Here is a 21,638-nt window from a genome sequence, read left to right on the forward strand (position 1 = left end):
GTCTTACTTCTCCTCGGTACGGGGGCTGGTGACGGCGGGCTCGTTGCCGCCCAGAAGCAGGTAGAGGACGGCCATCCGGATGGAGACTCCGTTTGCGACCTGCTCGATGGCGGTGCAGCGCTCAGAGTCGGCGACCCCGGCGGTGATCTCCATGCCGCGCACCATCGGACCGGGGTGCATCACGATGGCGTGCTCGGGCATCTTGGCCATGCGGTCGCCGTCGAGGCCGTAGCGCCGTGAGTACTCGCGCTCGGTCGGGAAGAACGCGGCGTTCATCCGCTCGCGCTGCACGCGCAGCATCATCACCGCGTCGGACTTGGGAAGGGTGCTGTCGAGGTCGTAGGACACCTCGCAGGGCCAGGTCTCGACGCCGACCGGCACCAGGGTGGGCGGCGCGACGAGGGTGACCTCGGCGCCGAGCGTGTGCAGCAGGTCCACGTTGGAGCGGGCGACCCGGCTGTGCAGGACGTCGCCGACGATCGTGATGCGCCGGCCGTCGAGGTCCTGCCTTATCCCGGCGTCCCGGCCGACGAGCCGGCGGCGCATGGTGAAGGCGTCCAACAGGGCCTGGGTGGGGTGCTGGTGGGTGCCGTCGCCGGCATTGATGACGGCCGCGTCGATCCAGCCGGAGTTGGCGAGGCGGTACGGCGCTCCGGAGGCGCCGTGCCGGATGACCACGGCGTCGACGCCCATGGCCTCCAGAGTCTGGGCGGTGTCCTTCAGGGACTCGCCCTTGGAGACGCTCGACCCCTTGGCGGAGAAGTTGATGACGTCCGCCGACAGGCGCTTCTCGGCGGCCTCGAAGGAGATACGCGTGCGCGTGGAGTCCTCGAAGAAGAGGTTCACGACGGTGCGGCCGCGCAGGGTCGGCAACTTCTTGATCGGCCGGTCGGCGACCCGGGCCATCTCCTCGGCGGTGTCGAGGATCAGGACGGCGTCGTCGCGGGAGAGGTCGGCGGCCGAGATGAGATGACGCTGCATCTGTCAGGCTCCGTAAGGCAGTTCATTCGGACGAATGGGGCAGACGGGTGCGCGCGAGGGCGCGCTGAGCGGGCGTACGGCAGCCGCCGTACGCCTAGGGCGCTACTGGGAGGTCTGCTTGGCTCCGAGCAGCACGGTGTCGCGACCGTCCTCCTCGGCGAGCTGGACCTTGACCGTCTCCCGCAGCGACGTGGGGATGTTCTTGCCGACGTAGTCGGCGCGGATGGGCAGTTCGCGGTGGCCACGGTCGACGAGGACCGCGAGCTGGACCGCGCGCGGACGACCGAGGTCGTTCAGGGCGTCGAGGGCGGCGCGGATGGTGCGGCCGGAGAAGAGCACGTCGTCGACGAGGACGACGAGGCGGCCGTCGAGGCCGTCACCGGGGATCTCGGTGCGGGCCAGCGCACGCGGTGGGTGCATGCGCAGGTCGTCGCGGTACATGGTGATGTCGAGCGAGCCGACCGGGATCTTGCGGTCGGTGATCTCCTCCAGCTTGGCGGCGAGCCGCTGGGCGAGGAAGACGCCTCGGGTGGGAATGCCGAGGAGCACCACGTCGTCGGCGCCCTTGGCGCGTTCGACGATCTCGTGGGCGATGCGGGTCAACACCCGCGCGATGTCAGGGCCTTCGAGCACGGGCCTGGCGTCGGACGCTTGCGTGTCCTGGTGCCTGTCCATACGAAAGGGACCTCCTTCTCCGCCTCACGGGACGGACCTTAAAGGACGTCTGGTTTGCGCCATCCACGGTAGCAGGCCGGTGACGCGACCTCGTTCACCCCCTTGGCCTAATCGGCCACCGATAGCACGGAAGCGTCGGTGTGGACCATTCGGCTTGACGCGCCAGAGTAACGCTGCGTAACCTCACAGTGAGTTACCAACCGCGCGGCATGGAACCCAAGCCACGTCGCGTCGACCCAGTGCCGGGGAGCTATATGTCCAGCGAATACGCCAAACAGCTCGGGGCCAAGCTCCGGGCCATCCGCACCCAGCAGGGCCTTTCTCTTCACGGTGTCGAGGAGAAGTCCCAGGGACGCTGGAAGGCCGTCGTGGTCGGTTCGTACGAGCGCGGCGACCGCGCCGTGACCGTGCAGCGCCTCGCCGAGTTGGCGGATTTCTACGGCGTTCCGGTGCAGGAACTGCTGCCCGGCACCACGCCCGGCGGGGCCGCCGAGCCGCCGCCGAAGCTGGTCCTTGACCTGGAGCGGCTGGCCCACGTGCCGGCCGAGAAGGCGGGTCCGCTGCAGCGGTACGCCGCGACGATCCAGTCGCAGCGCGGTGACTACAACGGCAAGGTGCTCTCGATCCGCCAGGACGACCTGCGCACACTCGCCGTCATCTATGACCAGTCGCCCTCGGTCCTGACCGAGCAGCTGATCAGCTGGGGTGTGCTGGACGCGGACGCGCGCCGCGCGGTCACTCACGCCGAGGAGAGCTGAGCGCTCCACCCGGGTTCGACCCAGTTAGCAGAAACGTGGCGCCCGGGGGGGGGGGGGGGGGGGGGGGGGGGGCCCCCCCCCGGGGGGGGGGGGGGGGGGGGGGGGGGGGGGGGGGGGCCGCGGGCGGCGCGGGGGGGGGGGGGGGGGGGGGGGGGGGGGCGCCCCGCGGGGACACCCCCGCCGCGGCGCGGTGGGCGCCCCCCCGGGGTTCCCCCCTTTTCCCACAACGGGGCGGCGGGGGGGGCGGAAACTTGGGGGTCCCGCCCACCCCGGCGGCGTTCTGCGGGCCTGAGGGGTTCCCCGTGGCACAGGACGCCGGAGGGCCCGCAGCGGCGATGCTGCGGGCCCTCCGGCGTCTTTCGAAGTCTCTTACGCTTCCTCTCGGCGCAGCGAGGACTTCAGGTCCTTGAGCCGACCGAGGAGACCGTTCACGAACGAGGGCGACTCGTCCGTGGAGAACTCCTTCGCCAGCTGCACCATCTCGTCGAGCACGACCGCGTCCGGGGTCTCGTCGACCCAGATCAGTTCGTACGCACCGAGACGCAGGATGTTGCGGTCCACGACCGGCATCCGGTCGAGCGTCCAGCCGACGGAGTACTGGGCGATCAGCTCGTCGATCCGCTTCGCATACGCCGCGTAGCCCTCGACCAGCTGCATCGTGTACTCGCTCACCGGCGGCTGCCGGGTGTCGGCCCGGGAGAGCCGGATCCAGTCCGCGAGGACCGTCAGGACGTCGGCGCCGCGCTGGTCGCCCTCGAAGAGGATCTGGAAGGCGCGCTTGCGGGCCGTGTTGCGGGCAGCCACGGTTAGCTGTTCACCCGGCCGAGGTAGTCGCTGGTACGGGTGTCGACCTTGATCTTCTCACCGGTGGTGATGAAGAGCGGGACCTGGATCTGGTGACCGGTCTCCAGGGTGGCGGGCTTGGTGCCGCCGGTGGAGCGGTCGCCCTGGACACCCGGCTCGGTCTCCTGGATGACGAGTTCGACGGCGGCCGGCAGCTCGACGAAGAGCACCTCGCCCTCGTGCTGGGCGACGGTGGCCATGAAGCCCTCGATGAGGAAGTTGGCGGCGTCACCGACGGCCTTGCGGTCGACCATGAGCTGGTCGTAGGTCTCCATGTCCATGAAGACGAAGTACTCGCCGTCCATGTAGGAGAACTGCATGTCCCGCTTGTCGACGGTGGCCGTCTCGACCTTCACGCCGGCGTTGAAGGTCTTGTCGACGACCTTCCCGGAGAGCACGTTCTTGAGCTTGGTGCGCACGAAGGCCGGGCCCTTGCCGGGCTTGACGTGCTGGAACTCGACGACGGACCACAGCTGGCCGCCATCGAGCTTGAGCACCATGCCGTTCTTGAGGTCGTTCGTGGAAGCCACGGTTGCGGAATCTCCTGGACTGACGTGGACGACCCCGGTGCACGCCACTGCCTAGAGGGCGAGCAGCTCCTTGGTCGTGATGGTGAGTAGCTCGGGTCCGCCGTCCGCCTCGGGGCGGACGACGAGCGTGTCATCGATCCGGACGCCGCCCCGGCCCGGGAGGTGGACCCCCGGTTCGACGGTGACCGGCACGCAAGCGTCCAGTTTACCCATGGCCGCGGGAGCCAACTGCGGGTCCTCGTCGATTTCGAGCCCGACCCCGTGGCCGGTGAGGGTCGGCAGGCCCTCGTGGTACCCCGCGGAATCCAGCACCTGACGTGCGGCGCGGTCCACGTCACGGTAGGCCGCACCGGGTGCCAGGGACTCCCGCCCGGCCCGCTGAGCGGCGAAGACGACGTCGTACAACTCGATCTGCCAGTCGGCGGGAGACGTACCGATGACGAAGGTACGGCCGATCTCGCACCGGTAGCCGCGGTACGTGGCCCCCAGGCAGACGGAGAGGAAGTCGCCCTCCTCGACCCGGCGGTCGGTGGGCCGGTGGCAGCGTCGGCCGGCGTTCGGGCCGGTGGCGACGGAGGTGCGGAAGGCCGGGCCGTCGGCGCCGTGATCGACCAGGCGTCGTTCGAGTTCGAGGGCGAGGTGGCGTTCGGTGCGGCCGACGAGGATGGATTCGAGGAGCTCCCCGAGTGCCTGGTCGGCGATCTCGGCCCCGATTCTGAGGCAGGAGATCTCCTCCTCGTCCTTGACGACCCTGAGCTGCTCCACGGCTCCGCCGAGATCGCCGAGGCGCAGCCGCGGGACGACCGAGCGGATGGCTCTGTGGCGGGCCACCGTGAGGTGGTGTTCCTCCACGGCCAAGGTCTCCCCGCCCTGCGCTGCCGCGAGGTCGGCCGCGGCGACGGCGGGGTCGCCCTCGGCGCCGGGGAGGCAGTGGATCCGCAGTGCCTCGTCGGGGCGGCCCTCGGCGGAACGGTCGTCGGGCGGGCCGACGCATACGAGCAGGTCTTCGGTCTTGCCGAGGAGCAGCGCGGAGCCCTGGGGGGCGGCGCCCGCGAGGTAGCGGACGTTGGCGGGGCGGGAGATCAGCGCGGTGGCGCTGCCGCTGGCTTGGCAGCGGTCCCTCAGCCGGGATCGGCGGGTGGCGTACACCTCTGACATGACCCGAGCGTAAGAGCTTCGCTGGGTTGGCGCTGGTTGAGGGCGTCTGAGTGGGCGGTGCGTGGATTGTGCGGGTTGGGGTGGGTGCCGTTCCGGGGGACGGGGTGCCGCGGAGGGTTGTGTGCCGTCTGCGGGTTCGTGGGGGCTTGTCGCGCAGTTCCCCGCGCCCCTTGGGGCACTGCAGACACGCCGATTACCAGCTCGGGGGCTTGTCGCGCCCCGCTAGGTGGGTCCAGTCCCTCTTGGCTACCAGCTCGGGGGGCTGGCGATTGATCTTGTCAGTACGTCGTTCAGGACCTGGGCCGTCTGGGGGACGTCGAGCTGGGAGTTGTCGATGATCGGGAGGCCGGAGCCGTACCAGCCCGCCATGCGGCCGTGGATGCGGGCGACCTCCTCGTCGGTGAGGCGGCGGTTGCCCGTGCGTTCGGCGTTGCGCTCCAGGACTATCTCCAGGCCCGGGAGCAGGACGACCGGGAGCAGGCCGGGGCCCACGTGACGCTTCCAGCCGCCGAGGCCGACCACCGGGCGGTCGGGGAAGACCGCGTCGTCGAGGATGCACGAGATGCCGTTGGCGAGGAAGTTGCGCGCGGCGAAGCCGCAGGTGCGGCGGGCGAGTCGGTACTGGGCCTCGGAGTTGTCGTTCCACCCGGACTGGGGGTCGGCGAAGCCCGAGCGGACCCATTCGCGTACGTCGTCGAGGCTGATGTGGGCCGTGGGGACCCTGCGGTGGTCCGCCCAGTACTTGGCGACGCTCGTCTTACCGGCCCCGGCGGGCCCGATGAGCAGCACCGCGAGGGTCGTGGTCGTCGGGTCGGGGGACGCCGTGGCGAGGTGGGCGCTCGGCATGGCGACGGGGCCGCCCGGCGGCAGCTGTACGTGGCCGGTGGTCTCCGGGGTCGGCGGAGCGGGCGGGGTCGGCGGAACCGGGGCGTGGTGCGGCGCGGGTGGGACCGGGCCGGGGGGTGTGAAGCCCGGCGCCTGGGGTGGCGGAGGCACCGGAGCGGGGCCCAGGTGCGGGGCAGGTCCCGGATGTGGTGCGGGTCCCTGATGCGGTGCCGGTCCTTGGTGCGCGCCCGGGTGGTGCGGACCAGGGTGTTGCGCGGCCGGCGACCAGCCGTCCCCCGACTGGTGGGGCGGCGGCAGCGGAGAACCCACTGCGTGCTGCATCCGGTGCCACTCCATCTCGTCTTCCATGGCCATGGGCGCTGGCAGCAGGGCACGAACCCCGCCTGCTACCGAACGGTACCGCCCCCGGCCGCCGATTGGTGAACGGCCGGAGGCGGTCTGAAGTGCCCATCGCCACAGGTGAATCGGACGGAAGGGTGGTTCGCCGGACTTACTGGCCGACTTCGCCGTACGCGGCGAGGAGGACGGCCGGGTCCGGGCCCTCCAGGACGGTGGGCTTGGCCAGGCCGTCCAGGACGATGAAACGCAGCAGATCGCCGCGGGACTTCTTGTCCACCTTCATGTTCTCCAGCAGCTTGGGCCACTGGTCGTAGCGGTAGTGCAGCGGCAGGCCGACCGATTCGAGGACGGTGCGGTGGCGATCGGCCGTCGCGTCGTCCAACCGCCCGGCGAGACGCCCGAGTTCGGCGGCGAAGTGCATGCCGACGGAGACCGCCGCGCCGTGCCGCCACTTGTAGCGCTCGTTCTTCTCGATGGCATGGCCGAGGGTGTGGCCGTAGTTGAGGATCTCCCGCAGCCCCGACTCCTTCAGGTCCGACGAGACGACCTCGGCCTTGACCCGGATCGACCGCTCGATCAGCTCGGCGGTGTGCGGGCCCGCCGGGGTGCGCGCGGCCTGCGGGTCGGCCTCGATCAGCTCCAGGATCGCCGGGTCGGCGATGAAGCCGGCCTTGATGATCTCCGCGAGCCCGGACACGTAGTCGTTGACCGGCAGGGACTCCAGCGCGGCCAGGTCGCACAGCACTCCGGCCGGCGGGTGGAAGGCGCCGACGAGGTTCTTGCCCTCGGCGGTGTTGATGCCGGTCTTGCCGCCCACCGCCGCGTCCACCATGGCCAGCACGGTGGTCGGGATCGCGATCCAGCGCACCCCGCGCAGCCAGGTCGCCGCCACGAAGCCGGCCAGGTCGGTGGTCGCGCCGCCGCCGACGCCGACGATGACGTCGGAGCGGGTGAAGCCGGACTGGCCGAGCGCCTTCCAGCAGTAGGCGGCCACCTCTGCGGTCTTGGCCTCCTCGGCGTTCGGCACCTGGATGGCGACCGCCTCGTAGCCCTGCTCGGCCAGGTCGGCACAGAGCGCCTCGCCGGTCTCGGCCAGCGCCTCGGGGTGGATGACGGCGACCCGCTTGACCCGGCCGCCGATCAACCCGCCCAGCTCGCCCAGGAGCTGACGGCCCACCAGGACCTCGTACGGGTCGTTCCCCGCGGTGCCGCCGACCTGGATCCGCGTCACTGCCTCAGTCATGCGTCCTTCAACTCCAGTGCGTCCAGGGCGGCTTGGGTCACTTCTTCGGGAGTACGGCCGTCGGTGGCGACGACCGCCGTGGCGACCTCCTCGTACAGGTGCCGGCGGGCCTCCATCAGCTCGCGCCACTGCTTGCGCGGGTTGACCGCGAGCAGCGGGCGGGCGGCGTTGAGGCCGGTGCGCTTGACGGCCTCCTCGACGTCCATCGAGAGATAGACGACCCGCTGTCCGGCGAGCAGCGCGCGCGTGTCGGCGTCCAGGATCGAACCGCCGCCCAGCGCCAGGACACCGTCGTACGTGGCGAGCGCCCTGTGGACGGCCTGCTTCTCGATCGCCCTGAACACGGGCTCGCCCTCGTCGACGAAGATCTCCGCGATGGTGCGGCCCTGCTCGGCGACGATGTCGTCGTCGGTGTCCCGGTAGCCGACGCCGAGCCGCTCGGCCAGCAACTGTCCGACGGTGGACTTGCCCACGCCCATCGGCCCGACGAGCACCACCACAGGCGCTGCGCTCATCGGATGGCCAGGTTGTCGAGGTACGAGGTCACGTTGCGGCGCGTCTCGGCCACGCTGTCGCCGCCGAACTTCTCCGCCACCGCGTCCGCGAGGACGAGCGCCACCATGGCTTCGGCGACGATGCCGGCGGCCGGGACCGCGGAGACGTCGGAGCGCTGGTGGTGGGCCTGCGTCGCCTCACCGGTCGTCACGTCCACCGTCTGCAGAGCGCGCGGCACGGTCGCGATCGGCTTCATCGCGGCACGGACCCGCAGCAGCTCACCGGTGGTCAGGCCGCCCTCGGTGCCACCGGAGCGGCCGGAGACGCGGCGGATGCCCTCGTCGGTCTTCACGATCTCGTCGTGCGCCTTGGAGCCGGGCACCCGCGCCAACTCGAAGCCGTCACCGAGCTCGACGCCCTTGATCGCCTGGATGCCCATGAGGGCACCGGCGAGGCGGGCGTCCAGCTTGCGGTCCCAGTGCACGTGAGAGCCGAGGCCCACGGGCACGCCGTACGCCAGGATCTCGACCACGCCACCGAGGGTGTCGCCGTCCTTGTGGGCCTGGTCGATCTCCGCGACCATCGCCTTCGACGCGTCGGCGTCCAGGCAGCGCACGGGGTCCGCGTCCAGCTTCTCGACATCGGCCGGCGTCGGGTACACGCCCTGCGGCGCCTTCGCCGAGGCCAGCTCCACGACGTGGCTGACGATCTCGATGCCGGCCGTCTCCTTGATGTACGACCGGGCCACCGCGCCCAGCGCCACACGGGCCGCCGTCTCACGGGCGGAGGCGCGCTCCAGGATCGGCCGGGCCTCGTCGAAGCCGTACTTCTGCATGCCGGCGAGGTCGGCGTGGCCGGGACGCGGACGGGTCAGCGGGGCGTTGCGGGCGAGCCCGGCCAGGATCTCCGGGTCGATCGGGTCGGCCGCCATGACCTGCTCCCACTTCGGCCACTCGGTGTTGCCCACCATGATCGCGACCGGCGAGCCCAGGGTGAGTCCGTGCCGAACGCCGCCGATGAAGGTGACCTCGTCCTGCTCGAACTTCATACGCGCACCGCGGCCATAGCCGAGCCGCCGCCTGGCCAGGTGGTCCGCCACCATCTGCGTGGTGATCGGCACGCCGGCGGGAAGGCCCTCCAGCGTCGCGACGAGTGCGGGGCCATGGGACTCCCCCGCGGTCAGCCAGCGCAACCTGCTCAACGGTGCTCCTCGATGCTCGCGCCCTGGTACTGCCTGCGTACGCGCGTCCTCGCGTACGGCGACGGCGTGACCAGGTGCGCGGCCCCGGCCCGCCACCTCCGATCCTCCCACGTCCCGGGCCGGGGCCCGGCCGCCGGTCCACCAGACGGACGGAAGGCGGACGGAAGGCGGACGGCGCCGCACGCCGACGAGGATCAAGCGGGGCGGTTGCCCTGGGGCTGCGCCGCCACCTGTACGGCCTGTCCCTGGCCCCTGGCGCGCCGCCGGGCGATCTCGCGCTTGCGGAACCCAACGGATCCTAGCGAGCCGCGAGAGCGCGCTCTCCCGCCTTTCGCATGGCGTCCAGGGGTGCCGGAACACGGCCGGTCATCTGCTCCACCTGCAGCACCGCCTGGTGCACCAGCAGGTCGAGCCCGCTGACGACGGCTCCGCCGTACATGGACCAGCGGGCGGCGAGAGCGGTCGGCCAGGGGTCGTAGAGCACGTCGAACAGGGTGGCGGGGCGCTCCGGTACGGCCGCGGCGAGGGCGTCTGTCGTACCGGCCGGGGTGGTCGCGATCACGAGCGGCGCGCGCAACGCCCGGTCCGCGTCCGCCCAGTCGGCCGTCCGTACCTCGATGTCGAGTCGCTCGCCCCACTGCCGCATCTCGGCGGCGCGCGCCTCACTGCGCACGTAGGCCACGACCTCACCGGTGCAGATCCGCGCGAGCGCGGCCAGCGCGGAGGACGCGGTGGCGCCGGCGCCGAGGATCGCCGCCGAGTCGACCTGTTCGATGCCGCGCTCGCGCAGTGCGGCGACCATCCCGGGGATGTCGGTGTTGTCACCGACGCGACGGCCGTCCTCGGTGAAGAGGACCGTGTTGACCGCCTCGACCGAGGCCGCCGTCTCGCTGATCTCGTCGAGCAGCGGGATGACGGCCCGCTTGAGCGGCATGGTCAGCGACAACCCGGCCCACTGAGGCCCCAGTTCCGCGAAGAACCCGGGCAGAGCGTCCTCGTCGATCTCGAACCGGTCGTAGGACCAGCTCGTGAGCTTCAACTCCTCGTACGCGGCGCGGTGCAGCACCGGGGAGAGGGAATGTGCGATGGGCTTGCCGAGGACGGCGGCCCGGCGGGCGTCAGTTGCCCGTGCTCTCATTGAACTTGTCCTTGAGCTTTTGGAATGCATCGTGCGTCTTGGCGAATTCGGTCTTGCTCACGCCGTCGGTCGCGACGAAGTAGTACCAGCCCTCATCGGTCGGATTCAACGTCCCCTTGATCGCACCTTCGCCCGGGTTGCCGATCGGCCCGGGCGGCAGACCCTTGTTCGTGTACGTGTTGTACGGGTCCGGGTTGCTGTTGATCTCCGACTCGCTGATGTTGATGTTGCTCTCGCCCTGCAGGTAATTGAAGGTCGAGTCGAACTGCAGGAAGCCGTAGGTCTCGGGGTTCGCGAGATCGAGGCGGTTGTAGACCACCTCCGCCATCCTGCGGTAGTCGTTGTTGGTCTTGCCCTCTGCCTGGACGAGGCTCGCGACCGTGATGACCTGCAGCGGGTTATCCAGCTTGAGCGCCTTGGCCTTGGACTCCAGACCCAGCGCGTCGTACTTGTTCGCGGCCTGGGTCACCATCTCCTTCAGCACCGCCTCGGGCTTCATGCCCTTCGCGGCGGGATAGGTGCCCGGGTAGAGGAAGCCCTCCAGCGGGTCCTTGATCTCGCTGTTGTCGTTCGCCCAGCTCGGAAGTCCGAGGCTCTTGTATTTCTGCTCGGCGGCCTTCTTGGTGGCGCCGGACGACAATTCGAGCTTTTTGTCGATCGCCTCGTAGACGTCCAGATTGCGCTCGCCCGGCCTGACCAGAACGTTGTTCTGGCTCTTGGGGTCGAGCATCATCTCGACGGCGCTCGCGGCGGACATCTGCTTCTTCAGCAGATAAGCACCCGCCTGGATCTTGTCCCCGTCCGGATTGTCCGCCTGGGCGGCGACGAACGCGTCGACGCTCTTCACGACACCGGCCGCCTTCAGCCGCTGACCGATCTCGGAGCCGGGGGCACCCTTGGGGATCTCGACGGACACCGTGGCGCTCGTGCCTTCACCCGCGAAGTCCGGCGCATCGCCGAAACGATCCTGGTAAAACTTGTGACCGAAATATCCCACTCCGGCCACGCCTCCGCCGAGGATCAGCACGACCACCAGACAGGCGAACCCGCTGCGGCGCTTCTTGGGCTTACCACCGCCCCGGCCCCGCCGCTCGCCGCGCCCTCGGCCGTCGGCCGACTCGTCGTCGGAGTCGTCGTCATCGTCGCCGCCACCGGCAAAGAATGCGTGTTCGCCCTGGTCAGGGCCTGGATCCCAGTCGGTCTGGGGTGGCTCCGGTTCGGCCTGCCGCCGACTCGGCGGCTCCGGGGGCGGGTAAGCCTCGGGTGTCCCGTAGTAGTCGGGCTGCTGACCGCCGTACGCACCGGCCTGCTGCCCATAGGGGTCCGCCGGGCCGGGGTACTGGACCTGGTTGTGGGTGCCGGTCCCCCAGCCGTTGTTGTCGTACGGCTGCTGCCCCTGACCCGCGTACATCTGCTGGTCGTACTGCTGCTGGTACTGCTGGGCCTGACCCTGTTGTTGGTACTGCTCACCTTGGCCCTGCGACTGGTACTGCTGACCGTGCCCCTGCTGCTGGTACTGCTGCTGCGCCTGACCGTATGCGGCCTGCTGGCCGTTGCCCCAGTCGCCGTAGTGCTGCGGCTGCTGCGGATAGTGCTGCGGCTGGCCGCCGTAGGCAGCCTGCTGGCCCGGGTGAGCCTGCTGCCCTTCCCACCCCTCGTCCCCGAACAACGGGTCCTCGGGATGCCACGGTTCGGAGCCTGGGCCCCGGCCATACTCAGTCATCGATCCCCTAGAGCCGCGAGGCGGCGGTCACGCGGCTGTGGAAGATCCGGCTCCCGTCCCGCCTCTCTTTGTGCGTCGGCTGTTCGAAAACCGGCGCATCGCGCGGAACGTTACCGTATCGCGATCAGATAACCACTTCGACGCTCTCGCCCGGAGCTTTACCTGACACCCGTTCGGATTCGAGCGCCTGCTGCAAGATGATCACAGCGGCCGCCTGGTCGATCACCGACCGGCCCTTCTTCGACTTCACGCCCGAGGCACGCAGTCCCTGACTGGCCGTCACGGTGGTCATCCGCTCGTCGACGAGCCTGACCGGAACGGGCGCGATCATGCGGGCCAGTTCCTGCGCGAACCCCCTTACCTTGACCGCGGCCGGCCCCTCGCCCCCCTTGAGGGAACGAGGCAGGCCGACGACGACCTCGATCGGCTCGTACTCCTCGACGAGTTGCCTGAGGCGGCGGTGAGCTGCCGGAACGTCCCGGCCCGGGACCGTCTCCACCGGGGTGGCGAGGATCCCGTCGGGGTCGCACGAGGCGACGCCGATACGGGCGTCCCCGACGTCGATCGCCAGGCGACGGCCGCGGCGCATGCCCCGGCCGTCACCACCCGCGTGTGTGTCGTCGCTCACTTGGCCGTTTCCGCCACGAGCCGCTCGACGGCGTCGACGGCGTCGCCGATGGCGGCCGGGTTCTGGCCGCCGCCCTGCGCGACGTCCGGCTTGCCGCCACCGCCGCCGCCGAGGGTCTTGGCCGCCGTACGCACCAGGTCACCGGCCTTGAGGCCACGCTCGCGGGCGGCCTCGTTGGTGGCGATGACCGTGAGCGGCTTGCCGTTGTTGACCGTGAACAGCGCGACCACGGCGGCGCGTCCGCCCTGGATACGTCCGCGCACGTCGAGGACCAGCTTGCGCAGGTCGTCGGCGGTGGTGCCGTCCGGGACCTGGCCGGTGACGACGGCGATGCCCTGCACGTCCTTGGCCGACTCTGCGAGACCCGCGGCGGCCTGCAGCACCTTCTCGGCGCGGAACTTCTCGATCTCCTTCTCGGCGTCCTTCAACTTGCCGAGCATGGCGGAGACCTTCTCGGGCAGTTCCTCCGAGCGGCCCTTGAGCAGTTCGGTCAGCTGGTTGACGACCGTGTGCTCACGGGCGAGGAAGTTGTACGCGTCCACGCCGACCAGGGCCTCGATACGGCGGACACCCGAGCCGATCGACGACTCGCCGAGCAGCTTCACCAGGCCGAGCTGGGCGGTGTTGTGGACGTGCGTGCCGCCACACAGCTCCTTGGAGAAGTCGCCGATGGTCACGACGCGCACCCGGTCGCCGTACTTCTCGCCGAACTCGGCGATGGCGCCCTGCTTCTTGGCGTCGTCGATGCCCATGACCTCGGCGTGCACGTCGAGGTCGCGGGAGAGCACCTCGTTGATCTTCTGCTCGACGTCGGTCATCACGGCCGTGGGAACGGCGGACGGCGAACCGAAGTCGAAGCGGAAGCGGCCCGGCTGGTTCTCGGAACCGGCCTGCGCGGCCGTCGGGCCGAGGGCGTCACGCAGGGCCTGGTGGGTGAGGTGGGTGGCCGAGTGGGCGCGGGCGATGGCCTTGCGGCGACGGTCGTCGATCGAGGCGTGGGCCTTGGAGCCGACGGTGACCTCGCCGACCTGGACGACGCCCTTGTGGACGTACACACCCGGGACCGGCTTCTGGCAGTCGCGGATCTCGATGACGGCACCGGTGTCGACCTTGATGCGGCCGGTGTCGCCGATCTGGCCGCCGCCCTCGGCGTAGAACGGGGTCCGGTCGAGGACGATCTCGACCTCGTCGCCCTCGGTGGCGGCCGGGGAGGAGGAGCCGTCGACGAGGATGCCGACGATGGTGGACTCGCCCTCGGTGTCCGAGTACCCGATGAAGTCGGTCTCGCCGACCTTGTCGGCGATCTCACGGTAGGCACCGGCGCCGGCATGGCCGGTCTTCTTGGCCTGGGCGTCGGCCTTGGCGCGCTCCCGCTGCTCCTTCATCAGGCGGCGGAAGCCGTCCTCGTCCACGGAAAGGCCCTGCTCGGCGGCCATTTCCAGGGTGAGGTCAATCGGGAAGCCCCAGGTGTCGTGGAGCAGGAACGCCTTGTCGCCGGGCAGGACGGCCGACCCGGCGGCCTTCGTCTCGGAGACGGCCGTGTCGAGGATGTTGGTGCCGGCCTTCAGCGTCTTGAGGAAGGCGTTCTCCTCGGCGAGGGCGACCTTCTCGATGCGCTCGCGGTCGGTGACCAGCTCGGGGTACTGCTGGCCCATCATGCCGATGACGACGTCGACCAGGTCCTTGACGACCGGACCGGTCGCGCCGAGCAGACGCATGTTGCGGATGGCGCGGCGCATGATGCGGCGCAGGACGTAGCCGCGGCCCTCGTTGCCGGGGGTGACACCGTCGCCGATGAGCATCACGGACGTACGCATGTGGTCGGTGACCACGCGCAGGGAGACGTCTGAGGCGTGGGCGTCGCCGTAGGCCACACCGGTCAGCTCGGTGGCCTTCTTGATGACGGCCATGGAGGTGTCGATCTCGTACATGTTCTGCACGCCCTGCAGAATCATGGCGAGTCGTTCCAGGCCGAGGCCCGTGTCGATGTTCTTGCTGGGCAGTTCGCCGAGGATCTCGAAGTTGTCCTTGCCGATGCCCTCGCCGCGCTCGTACTGCATGAAGACGAGGTTCCAGATCTCCACGTACCGCTCGTCGTTGACGGCGGGGCCGCCCTCGACGCCGAACTCGGGGCCGCGGTCGTAGTTGATCTCGGAACAGGGGCCGCAGGGGCCGGGGACGCCCATGGACCAGTAGTTGTCCTTCATGCCGAGGCGCTGGATGCGCTCCTTCGGCACTCCGACGACCTCGTGCCAGATGCGCTCGGCCTCGTCGTCGTCCTTGTAGACGGTGATCCAGAGCTTCTCCGGCTCCAGGCCGTAACCGCCCTTGTCCTGGGGGCTGGTGAGCAGCTCCCAGGCGTGCTTGATGGCGCCTTCCTTGAAGTAGTCGCCGAAGGAGAAGTTGCCGCACATCTGGAAGAACGTGCCGTGCCGGGTGGTCTTGCCGACCTCTTCGATGTCCGGCGTGCGCACGCACTTCTGGACGCTGGTGGCGCGCGCGTAGGGCGGCTTGACCTCACCCAGGAAGTAGGGCTTGAAGGGCACCATGCCGGCCGGGACGAGGAGCAGAGTCGGGTCGTCCGCGATGAGCGACGCCGAAGGGACGACGGTGTGCCCGCGCTCCTCGAAGAAGCTCAGCCAGCGGCGGCGAATCTCGGCCGACTCCATCAGTGGTCCTCGTTTCGGTTGTACGAGTACGTCGTCCTGTCGACGTACTTCGGGTTGTTGCGGTTCTCGATGGCGGCGAACCGCCGGGGTGCGGGGAGTTCCTGGTCGACGGAGGCGTTGAGCCCGAGCGCGTCGCCCAGTTCCTCCTCCCGCTTGGCCATGTTGTCGCGGACGTCGAGCGCGAAGTCCACCGCGCGGTCCTTGAGCCGGTGACCGGCCTCGATCGCCTTGTTCGCCGCGGTCGCGGCGAGGCTCTCGGGGGTCAGCTGCTTCAGCTTCCGGTTGACCTTGGTGGTGGCCCACACACCGGCGGCGACGCCCGTGGTGAACCAGAACGTACGGCGGAACATGCTGGGTCTCAGTCCCTCTTTCCGCGGAGGTTTCGCTTGTCCCGTCGCGCGGCCGGGACCGTGCGGCCCACGATCACGGTACGCCGGGACTCCTTGGCGGGCACGTCCTCCTTGCGGCCACCGCCGAGGGCCCGGCGCACGCCGTAGCCGAAGGCCGCGACCTTGACCAAGGGGCCGCCGAAGGTGGAGGCGACGGTGGTCGACAGGGCGGAGGCGTTCGAGGTGACCTCCTGGACGTCGGAGGCGATCGCGTCGACCCGGTCGATCTGGGTCTGCGCGGAGCGCACCGCCGTGGAGGCCTCTGCCAGGAGCGGGACGGCCTGGTCGGTCACGTCCGCGACAAGCTTGGTGGTCGCCTTGAGCGTCTGGGCCAGCCTCGCCAGCGCGACGGCGAGGAAGGAGACCAGGATCGCCCAGAAGACCGCCACCAGGATCCCGGCAACCTCTCCACCGGACACTGTGTGCACCCGCTCCCTGAAACGTGCCTCTACATCGGTCTACATCGAAAAAGTCGTGCACCGAGCCTATCGCGCCGGGGATGCCGCTCCGCACCGGATTAGCACGCGTACGGAGCCGAGTTGTCGCGGCCAAGCGAAAGCCCGCCGCTCCCCCACCCGGAAGGGCGGGGAGAACGGCGGGCTCAGGCGCAGAAGTCCTACGACCGCTGAAGGATCAACGGGCGTAGTACTCGACGACGAGCTGCTCGTCGCAGATCACCGGGATCTCCTTGCGGTTCGGCTCACGGTCCAGGCGGAACGCCAGGGCCTTGAGGTTCACCTGGAGGTAGCGCGGGGTCTCACCGTCGGGGGCGAAGCCGCCCTCGCGGGCGATGGAGAAGAGGGTCTTCTCGCGGCTGCGCTCGCGGACCATCACGACGTCGTCGGGACGGACGCGGAACGACGGCTTGTCGACCTTGCCACCGTTGACCTCGATGTGGCCGTGCACGACCATCTGACGGGCCTGGTAGATGGTGCGGGCGATGCCCGAACGCAGGACCAGGGCGTCGAGACGACGCTCGAGCTCGATGATCAGGGCCTCACCGGTCTTGCCCTGAACCTTGGAGGCACGCTCGTAGGCGCGAACGAGCTGACGCTCGGACACGTCGTACTGCGCGCGCAGACGCTGCTTCTCCAGCAGACGGACCTTGTAGTCCGAGTTCTGCTTGCGGCCACGACCGTGCTCACCCGGCGGGTAGGGACGGGCCTCGAAGTACTTGACGGCCTTCGGGGTCAGCGCGATGCCGAGGGCACGCGACTTCTTGACCTTGGGGCGGGACTGGTTCGCCACTTCTTTTCCTTTTCCTGTTTCGGCTGCCTCAGGGGTTACGGGAGGTCGCATCCGCAGCCGGGGAATCCCGACAGGTCCACGAGGGACTTGTCCGGTAGCCGCTCCCCTGGTCTGGGCACATACGTGCAGCACACGAACGGCCCACCGACCGGGTCCCGGAACTCCGGGTGGTGGTGGGCTGCCCGCGACACCTACAACGGTGCGCGACGCTCCTGGATCAACAGATCCGGCTGGTTGTCCCGCCTGAGGCGCCGACCGGAGCCGGACACGGGACTCAGCACTGCGAGCGAGTCTACAGGCTGCTCAGGAGCGCTTGCGACCGAGGTTCTTTCTGGTCCACTCCACGGCGTCCGCGTACCGCGCCTCCGCGCCGTGCCGGGTCGGGCTGTAGTACTCGCGGTCCTTGAGGGCGTCCGGTGCGTACTGCTGGGCGGCGATGCCCTCGGACAGGTCGTGCGGATACACGTACCCCTGTGCGTGCCCGAGCTTGGCGGCGCCCTTGTAGTGCCCGTCGCGCAGGTGGGGCGGGACGGGGCCGGCCAGTCCCTTGCGTACGTCCTCCAGGGCGGCGCCGATCGCGGTGGTGGCGGCGTTGGACTTGGGGGCCAGGGCGAGGGCGATCGTGGCGTGGCTGAGGGTGAGGGCGGCCTCGGGGAAGCCGATCATGGCGACGGCCTGGGCGGCGGCGACCGCGATCGGCAGGGCGTTCGGGTCGGCGAGGCCGATGTCCTCGCTGGCGGAGATCATCAGGCGGCGGGCGATGAAGCGGGGGTCCTCACCGGCCTCGATCATCCGGGCCAGGTAGTGCAGGGCGGCGTCGACATCGGAGCCGCGGATGGACTTGATGAGGGCGCTGGCGACGTCGTAGTGCTGGTCGCCGTCGCGGTCGTACTTCACTGCGGCCCGGTCGACCGTCTCCTCCAGCGTCTGGAGACCGATCTCCGTCTCGCCCTTGTCGAGCGCGGCCCCTGCGGCGGCCTCCAGGGCGGTCAGAGCACGGCGGGCGTCACCGCCGGCGATGCGCAGCAGGTGGGCCTCGGTGTCCTCCGGGAGGGTGACGGCGCTCTTGAGGCCCCGTTCGTCGGTGAGTGCGCGCGTGAGCAGGCCGCGCAGGTCGTCGTCGGTGAGGGGTTCGAGGGTGAGCAGGAGGGAGCGGGAGAGCAGGGGGGAGATGACCGAGAAGTACGGGTTCTCGGTGGTCGCCGCGATCAGGGTCACCCAGCGGTTCTCGACGGCCGGGAGGAGGGAGTCCTGCTGGGCCTTGCTGAAGCGGTGGATCTCGTCGAGGAAGAGGACGGTCTCCTTGCCGTAGCCGCCGGTGGCGCGGCGGGCGCCCTCGATGACCGCGCGGACCTCCTTGACCCCGGCGGTGATGGCGGACAGCTCGACGAAGCGCTTGTTGGTGGCCTTGGAGACGACGTACGCCAGAGTGGTCTTGCCGGTGCCGGGCGGGCCCCACAGGATCACCGAGGACGGTCCGGCGGGGCCGCCACCGGACTCGCCGACGAGCCTGCGCAGCGGTGAGCCCGGTTTCAGCAGATGCTGCTGGCCCACCACCTCGTCCAGGGTGCGCGGGCGCATGCGCACCGCCAGGGGACTCCCCGCGGGGTCTTTCTCCTGGCGTTCTTCTGCGGCGGCTGTGAACAGGTCGGGCTCCACGCTGGAAACCCTAAATCACCGCACTGACAATCCCGCCGGGCCCCTGGATGCCGGGCTCAGCCGGTCCAGAAGTCCCACCAGCGGGTCAGGATCAGCATGCCGATGATGCCGATGTGCAGCACGGGCAGGACCCAGGTGAACTCGCCGAAGAAGCTCTTCAGCCAGTTCGGGGCGGGCAGGAAGCCGTTGCGGATGTTGAACGACGTCACATACCAGAACATGATGATCGTCGCGACCCAGGCCAGCGAGCACCACAGGCACAGCGCGTTGATCCGGTACAGCGACTGGAACATCAGCCAGGCGCAGAAGCCCACGCCGAAGAGGGTGCCGGCGTTGAAGGTCAGCCAGTACCAGCGCGGGAAGCGGGCGCGGCCGAGCAGGCTCATACCGACGCAGATGACGATGCCGTAGGCGACGAGGCCGAGCATCGGGTTGGGGAACCCGAAGGCGGCGGCCTGCTTGCTCTCCATGACGCTGCCGCACGAGACGATGGGGTTCAGGCTGCAGCCCGGCGTGAACGTCTTGCCCTCGACCTTGGCCTCGAGCAGCTTGAACTTGTCGATCGTGATGACCCAAGCGGCAAGCAGTCCCGCAGCGCCGGTGATCACCAGCATCAGGGCGAAGGCACGGCTGCCGCCCACCGACTGCGGCGCCGTCTCGGCACGCTCCGGCTCGGGCTCGGTGGAGACGTCTTTGACTGTCGTCTTGCTCATCACGCCGATTCCGTCACTTGAGAGTTGGACCTTCTCCGGGCACGGCACATTGTGCCGTACACGCACGCGTGCCCGCCGTTCACGGGACATAAGCAAAGGCCCGCGACTGTGCAAAGGCGTTCGGTTCAGGACACCGACGAGACGGGATAGGGGCGGGGACCACGCGGTCCCCGCCCCTAGAAATCAACGCTCGGAAATCAACGCTCCGGAAGTCCGGGCTCCGGAAGTCCGGGCTCCGGAAATCAACCCAGCCGGGCTTCCAGCTCCGCCACGATCTCGTTGACGCCGACGGCCGACTGCTCGCCGGACTCCATGTCCTTGAGCTGTACGACGCCCTCGGCGAGGTCGCGTTCACCGGCCACGATCGTGTAGCGGGCGCCGCTGCGGTTGGCGCTCTTCATGGCGCCCTTGAGGCCCTTGGCACCGTAGGAGAAGTCCGCCGCGATGCCGACCTTGCGCAACTCGGTGACCTTGGCGAACAGCACCCTTCGGGCCTCCTCGCCGAGCGGCACCGCGAACACGCTGGTGGACGACGGGAGTTGGAGCTCCACGCCCTCGGCCTCCAGGGCGAGCACCGTGCGGTCGACGCCGAGTGCCCAGCCGACGGACGGCAGCGCGGGGCCGCCGATCATCTCGGACAGCCCGTCGTAGCGGCCGCCGCCGCCCACCGCGGACTGGGAACCCAGACCGTCGTGGACGAACTCGAAGGTCGTACGCGTGTAGTAGTCCAGGCCGCGCACCAGCCTCGGGTCGTCCTCGAAGGAGACGCCCGCCGCCGTGATCAGTTCGCGGACCTCCTCGTGGTACGCCTTGCAGGCGTCGCAGAGGTAGTCACGCAGGAGCGGGGCGCCGGTGAGCTGCTTCTGGACCGACTCGCGCTTGTCGTCCAGCACCCGCAGCGGGTTGATGTCGACGCGGCGACGGGTGTCCTCGTCCAGGTCCAGGGCGCGCAGGAAGTCCTGCAGGGCCGCTCGGTAGACCGGGCGGCACTCCTTGTCGCCCAGGCTGTTGAGCAGGATCCGGAAGTCGCTCAGGCCGAGCGAGCGGTACGCCTGGTCGGCCAGGATGATCAACTCGGCGTCCAGCGCCGGGTCCTCGGCGCCGATCGCCTCCGCGCCCACCTGAGAGAAGTGCCTGTAACGGCCCTTCTGGGGGCGCTCGTAGCGGTAGTAGGAGCCCGAGTACCAGAGCTTGACCGGGAGGTTGCCCGCCTTGTGCAGGTTGGCCTCCAGGGCCGCGCGCAGGACCGAGGCCGTGCCCTCGGGGCGCAGGGCGAGCTTGTCGCCGCCCTTGGTCTCGAAGGCGTACATCTCCTTGGTCACGATGTCGGTGGACTCGCCCACGCCGCGTGCGAACAGCTCGACGCTCTCGAAGCCGGGCGTCTCGATGTAGCCGTACCCGGAGTTGCGCAGCGGGGCCGCGATCGCCTCACGGACCGCCAGGTACTTGGCGGACTCCGGCGGGATCAGGTCGTAGGTGCCCTTGGGGGCCTGAAAGGTGCTCACGGAAGGTCTCGTCACATTCCTCGTCGGGGAGCGTCGACATTCGCTCCCGGGCCGGCGGCCACCTGCCGCAAGTACGGGTTGGTGGCGCGCTCCTGGCCGATGGTCGTCTGGGGGCCGTGGCCGGACAGCACCACGGTCGAGTCGTCGAGCGGCAGGCACACGCGGGCCAGCGAGTCGAGGATCTCGGCCATGTCACCGCCGGGCAGGTCGGTGCGTCCGATGGAGCCGGCGAACAGCAGGTCGCCCGAGAAGAGGATCGGCGGGATGTCCGCCGCCTCGGGCATGCCGAAGGTCACCGACCCCTTGGTATGGCCCGGCGCGTGCGCGACGGTCAGCTCCAGGCCGGCCAGTTCCAGCTTGGCGCCGTCGGTCAGCTCCTTGACGTCGTCCGGCTCCCCGATGGTCAGCTCGCCCATCAGCTGCATGCCGATGGAGCGGCCGAGCGCCTTCTCGGGGTCGCTCATCATGTACCGGTCCTCGGGGTGGATCCAGGCCGGTACGTCGTGCGCGCCGCAGACGGGGACGACCGAGGCCACGTGGTCGAGGTGGCCGTGGGTGAGGACGACGGCGACGGGCTTGAGCCGATGCTTCTTCAGCGCTTCCTCGACTCCGGGGGCCGCTTCGTGGCCCGGGTCGATGATCACGCACTCCTCGCCGGCGGCGGGGGCGACGAGATAACAGTTCGTCCCCCAGGCCCCGGCGGGGAACCCGGCAATGAGCACGATCGTCCTTCGTTTGTGTCGACACAGGTGATTTGTCGGCGGGCTCCGCCTGACGTCAGAGCCTACCGGCGCTGCCGATCCCTCAGCGAACCCATATACGGTACGGGGCACACGCAGGCGATCGGCTCAATGAACGCACGCGTGGCGGTCGACACACACGACGCATGAGGAGAGA

General features: G+C 69.6%; 21 protein-coding genes. 1 reads left to right on the top strand and 20 read right to left on the bottom strand.

All coding sequences use genetic code 11. The features are described from left to right. Positions 1-3 precede the first annotated feature (3 nt). Both ACIA8X_RS44045 and pyrR read right to left on the bottom strand, forming a co-directional pair. Positions 4-981 (bottom strand): aspartate carbamoyltransferase catalytic subunit, encoded by a 978-nt coding sequence (locus tag ACIA8X_RS44045; RefSeq protein WP_393462080.1) that lies wholly within the window; start codon positions 979-981, stop codon positions 4-6. Between the two features lie 102 nt (positions 982-1,083). Next, positions 1,084-1,656, bottom strand: coding sequence for a bifunctional pyr operon transcriptional regulator/uracil phosphoribosyltransferase PyrR (pyrR, locus tag ACIA8X_RS44050; RefSeq protein WP_393462082.1), 573 nt, complete (start codon positions 1,654-1,656; stop codon positions 1,084-1,086). Between the two features lie 254 nt (positions 1,657-1,910). Between pyrR and bldD the strand changes: the two genes are divergently transcribed. Further along, entirely contained in the window at positions 1,911-2,414 is a 504-nt protein-coding gene (gene bldD, locus ACIA8X_RS44055) for a transcriptional regulator BldD (RefSeq protein WP_019757325.1), read from the top strand. A 369-nt stretch (positions 2,415-2,783) separates the two neighbouring features. On the opposite strand, the gene nusB is transcribed toward bldD, so the two are convergent. The 18 genes from nusB to ACIA8X_RS44145 all read right to left on the bottom strand — a co-directional run bounded on the left by nusB (position 2,784) and on the right by ACIA8X_RS44145 (position 21,463). Continuing rightward, a complete protein-coding gene (gene nusB, locus ACIA8X_RS44060) occupies positions 2,784-3,218 on the bottom strand; it encodes a transcription antitermination factor NusB (protein ID WP_393462085.1) in 435 nt (144 codons plus the stop codon). A 2-nt stretch (positions 3,219-3,220) separates the two neighbouring features. Next, the gene (gene efp / locus ACIA8X_RS44065) at positions 3,221-3,787 is read right to left on the bottom strand and encodes an elongation factor P (protein ID WP_030947394.1); all 567 of its coding nucleotides are present in this window, start codon (positions 3,785-3,787) and stop codon (positions 3,221-3,223) included. 51 nt (positions 3,788-3,838) lie between these two features. Further along, positions 3,839-4,945 (bottom strand): aminopeptidase P family protein, encoded by a 1,107-nt coding sequence (locus tag ACIA8X_RS44070; protein ID WP_393462087.1) that lies wholly within the window; start codon positions 4,943-4,945, stop codon positions 3,839-3,841. A 246-nt stretch (positions 4,946-5,191) separates the two neighbouring features. Next, a complete protein-coding gene (locus tag ACIA8X_RS44075; protein ID WP_393462089.1) occupies positions 5,192-6,112 on the bottom strand; it encodes a Pro-rich N-terminal domain-containing protein in 921 nt (306 codons plus the stop codon). Positions 6,113-6,281: 169 nt separating this feature from the next. After that, positions 6,282-7,373, bottom strand: a complete 1,092-nt coding sequence (aroB, locus tag ACIA8X_RS44080; RefSeq protein ID WP_393462091.1) for a 3-dehydroquinate synthase — start codon at positions 7,371-7,373, stop codon at positions 6,282-6,284. Continuing rightward, positions 7,370-7,888, bottom strand: a complete 519-nt coding sequence (locus ACIA8X_RS44085) for a shikimate kinase (RefSeq protein ID WP_393462093.1) — start codon at positions 7,886-7,888, stop codon at positions 7,370-7,372. Before ACIA8X_RS44085 ends, aroB begins: the two co-directional genes overlap by 4 nt. Further along, on the bottom strand, positions 7,885-9,069 hold the full coding sequence (aroC, locus tag ACIA8X_RS44090; protein ID WP_393462095.1) for a chorismate synthase: 1,185 nt from the start codon (positions 9,067-9,069) through the stop codon (positions 7,885-7,887). The genes ACIA8X_RS44085 and aroC overlap by 4 nt, the downstream gene beginning before the upstream one ends. Positions 9,070-9,367: 298 nt before the next feature. Further along, a complete protein-coding gene (locus ACIA8X_RS44095) occupies positions 9,368-10,207 on the bottom strand; it encodes a shikimate dehydrogenase (RefSeq protein ID WP_393462097.1) in 840 nt (279 codons plus the stop codon). Then, complete coding sequence (gene mltG / locus ACIA8X_RS44100) at positions 10,188-11,930, bottom strand: endolytic transglycosylase MltG (RefSeq protein ID WP_399460624.1); 1,743 nt, start codon at positions 11,928-11,930, stop codon at positions 10,188-10,190. Before mltG ends, ACIA8X_RS44095 begins: the two co-directional genes overlap by 20 nt. 124 nt (positions 11,931-12,054) lie before the next feature. Next, positions 12,055-12,519, bottom strand: coding sequence for a Holliday junction resolvase RuvX (gene ruvX / locus ACIA8X_RS44105; RefSeq protein WP_217214588.1), 465 nt, complete (start codon positions 12,517-12,519; stop codon positions 12,055-12,057). Between the two features lie 35 nt (positions 12,520-12,554). Beyond that, positions 12,555-15,227, bottom strand: a complete 2,673-nt coding sequence (alaS, locus tag ACIA8X_RS44110; RefSeq protein WP_399460625.1) for an alanine--tRNA ligase — start codon at positions 15,225-15,227, stop codon at positions 12,555-12,557. Next, a complete protein-coding gene (locus ACIA8X_RS44115; RefSeq protein ID WP_393462103.1) occupies positions 15,227-15,577 on the bottom strand; it encodes a hypothetical protein in 351 nt (116 codons plus the stop codon). Before ACIA8X_RS44115 ends, alaS begins: the two co-directional genes overlap by 1 nt. Positions 15,578-15,585: 8 nt before the next feature. After that, entirely contained in the window at positions 15,586-16,035 is a 450-nt protein-coding gene (locus ACIA8X_RS44120; RefSeq protein ID WP_393462105.1) for a DUF948 domain-containing protein, read from the bottom strand. Positions 16,036-16,249: 214 nt separating this feature from the next. After that, the gene (rpsD, locus tag ACIA8X_RS44125; RefSeq protein WP_190073919.1) at positions 16,250-16,864 is read right to left on the bottom strand and encodes a 30S ribosomal protein S4; all 615 of its coding nucleotides are present in this window, start codon (positions 16,862-16,864) and stop codon (positions 16,250-16,252) included. A 303-nt stretch (positions 16,865-17,167) separates the two neighbouring features. Further along, positions 17,168-18,523, bottom strand: a complete 1,356-nt coding sequence (locus ACIA8X_RS44130; protein ID WP_399460626.1) for a replication-associated recombination protein A — start codon at positions 18,521-18,523, stop codon at positions 17,168-17,170. A gap of 56 nt (positions 18,524-18,579) precedes the next feature. Further along, positions 18,580-19,236, bottom strand: coding sequence for a vitamin K epoxide reductase family protein (locus tag ACIA8X_RS44135; RefSeq protein ID WP_393462109.1), 657 nt, complete (start codon positions 19,234-19,236; stop codon positions 18,580-18,582). A 242-nt stretch (positions 19,237-19,478) separates the two neighbouring features. Continuing rightward, positions 19,479-20,741, bottom strand: coding sequence for a histidine--tRNA ligase (gene hisS, locus ACIA8X_RS44140; RefSeq protein ID WP_399460627.1), 1,263 nt, complete (start codon positions 20,739-20,741; stop codon positions 19,479-19,481). Between the two features lie 11 nt (positions 20,742-20,752). Beyond that, the gene (locus ACIA8X_RS44145) at positions 20,753-21,463 is read right to left on the bottom strand and encodes an MBL fold metallo-hydrolase (protein ID WP_393462113.1); all 711 of its coding nucleotides are present in this window, start codon (positions 21,461-21,463) and stop codon (positions 20,753-20,755) included. Between the last annotated feature and the right edge of the window lie 175 nt (positions 21,464-21,638).

This window comes from Streptomyces sp. NPDC051738 (genome assembly GCF_044453205.1).
Taxonomy (GTDB): Bacteria; Actinomycetota; Actinomycetes; order Streptomycetales; family Streptomycetaceae; genus Streptomyces.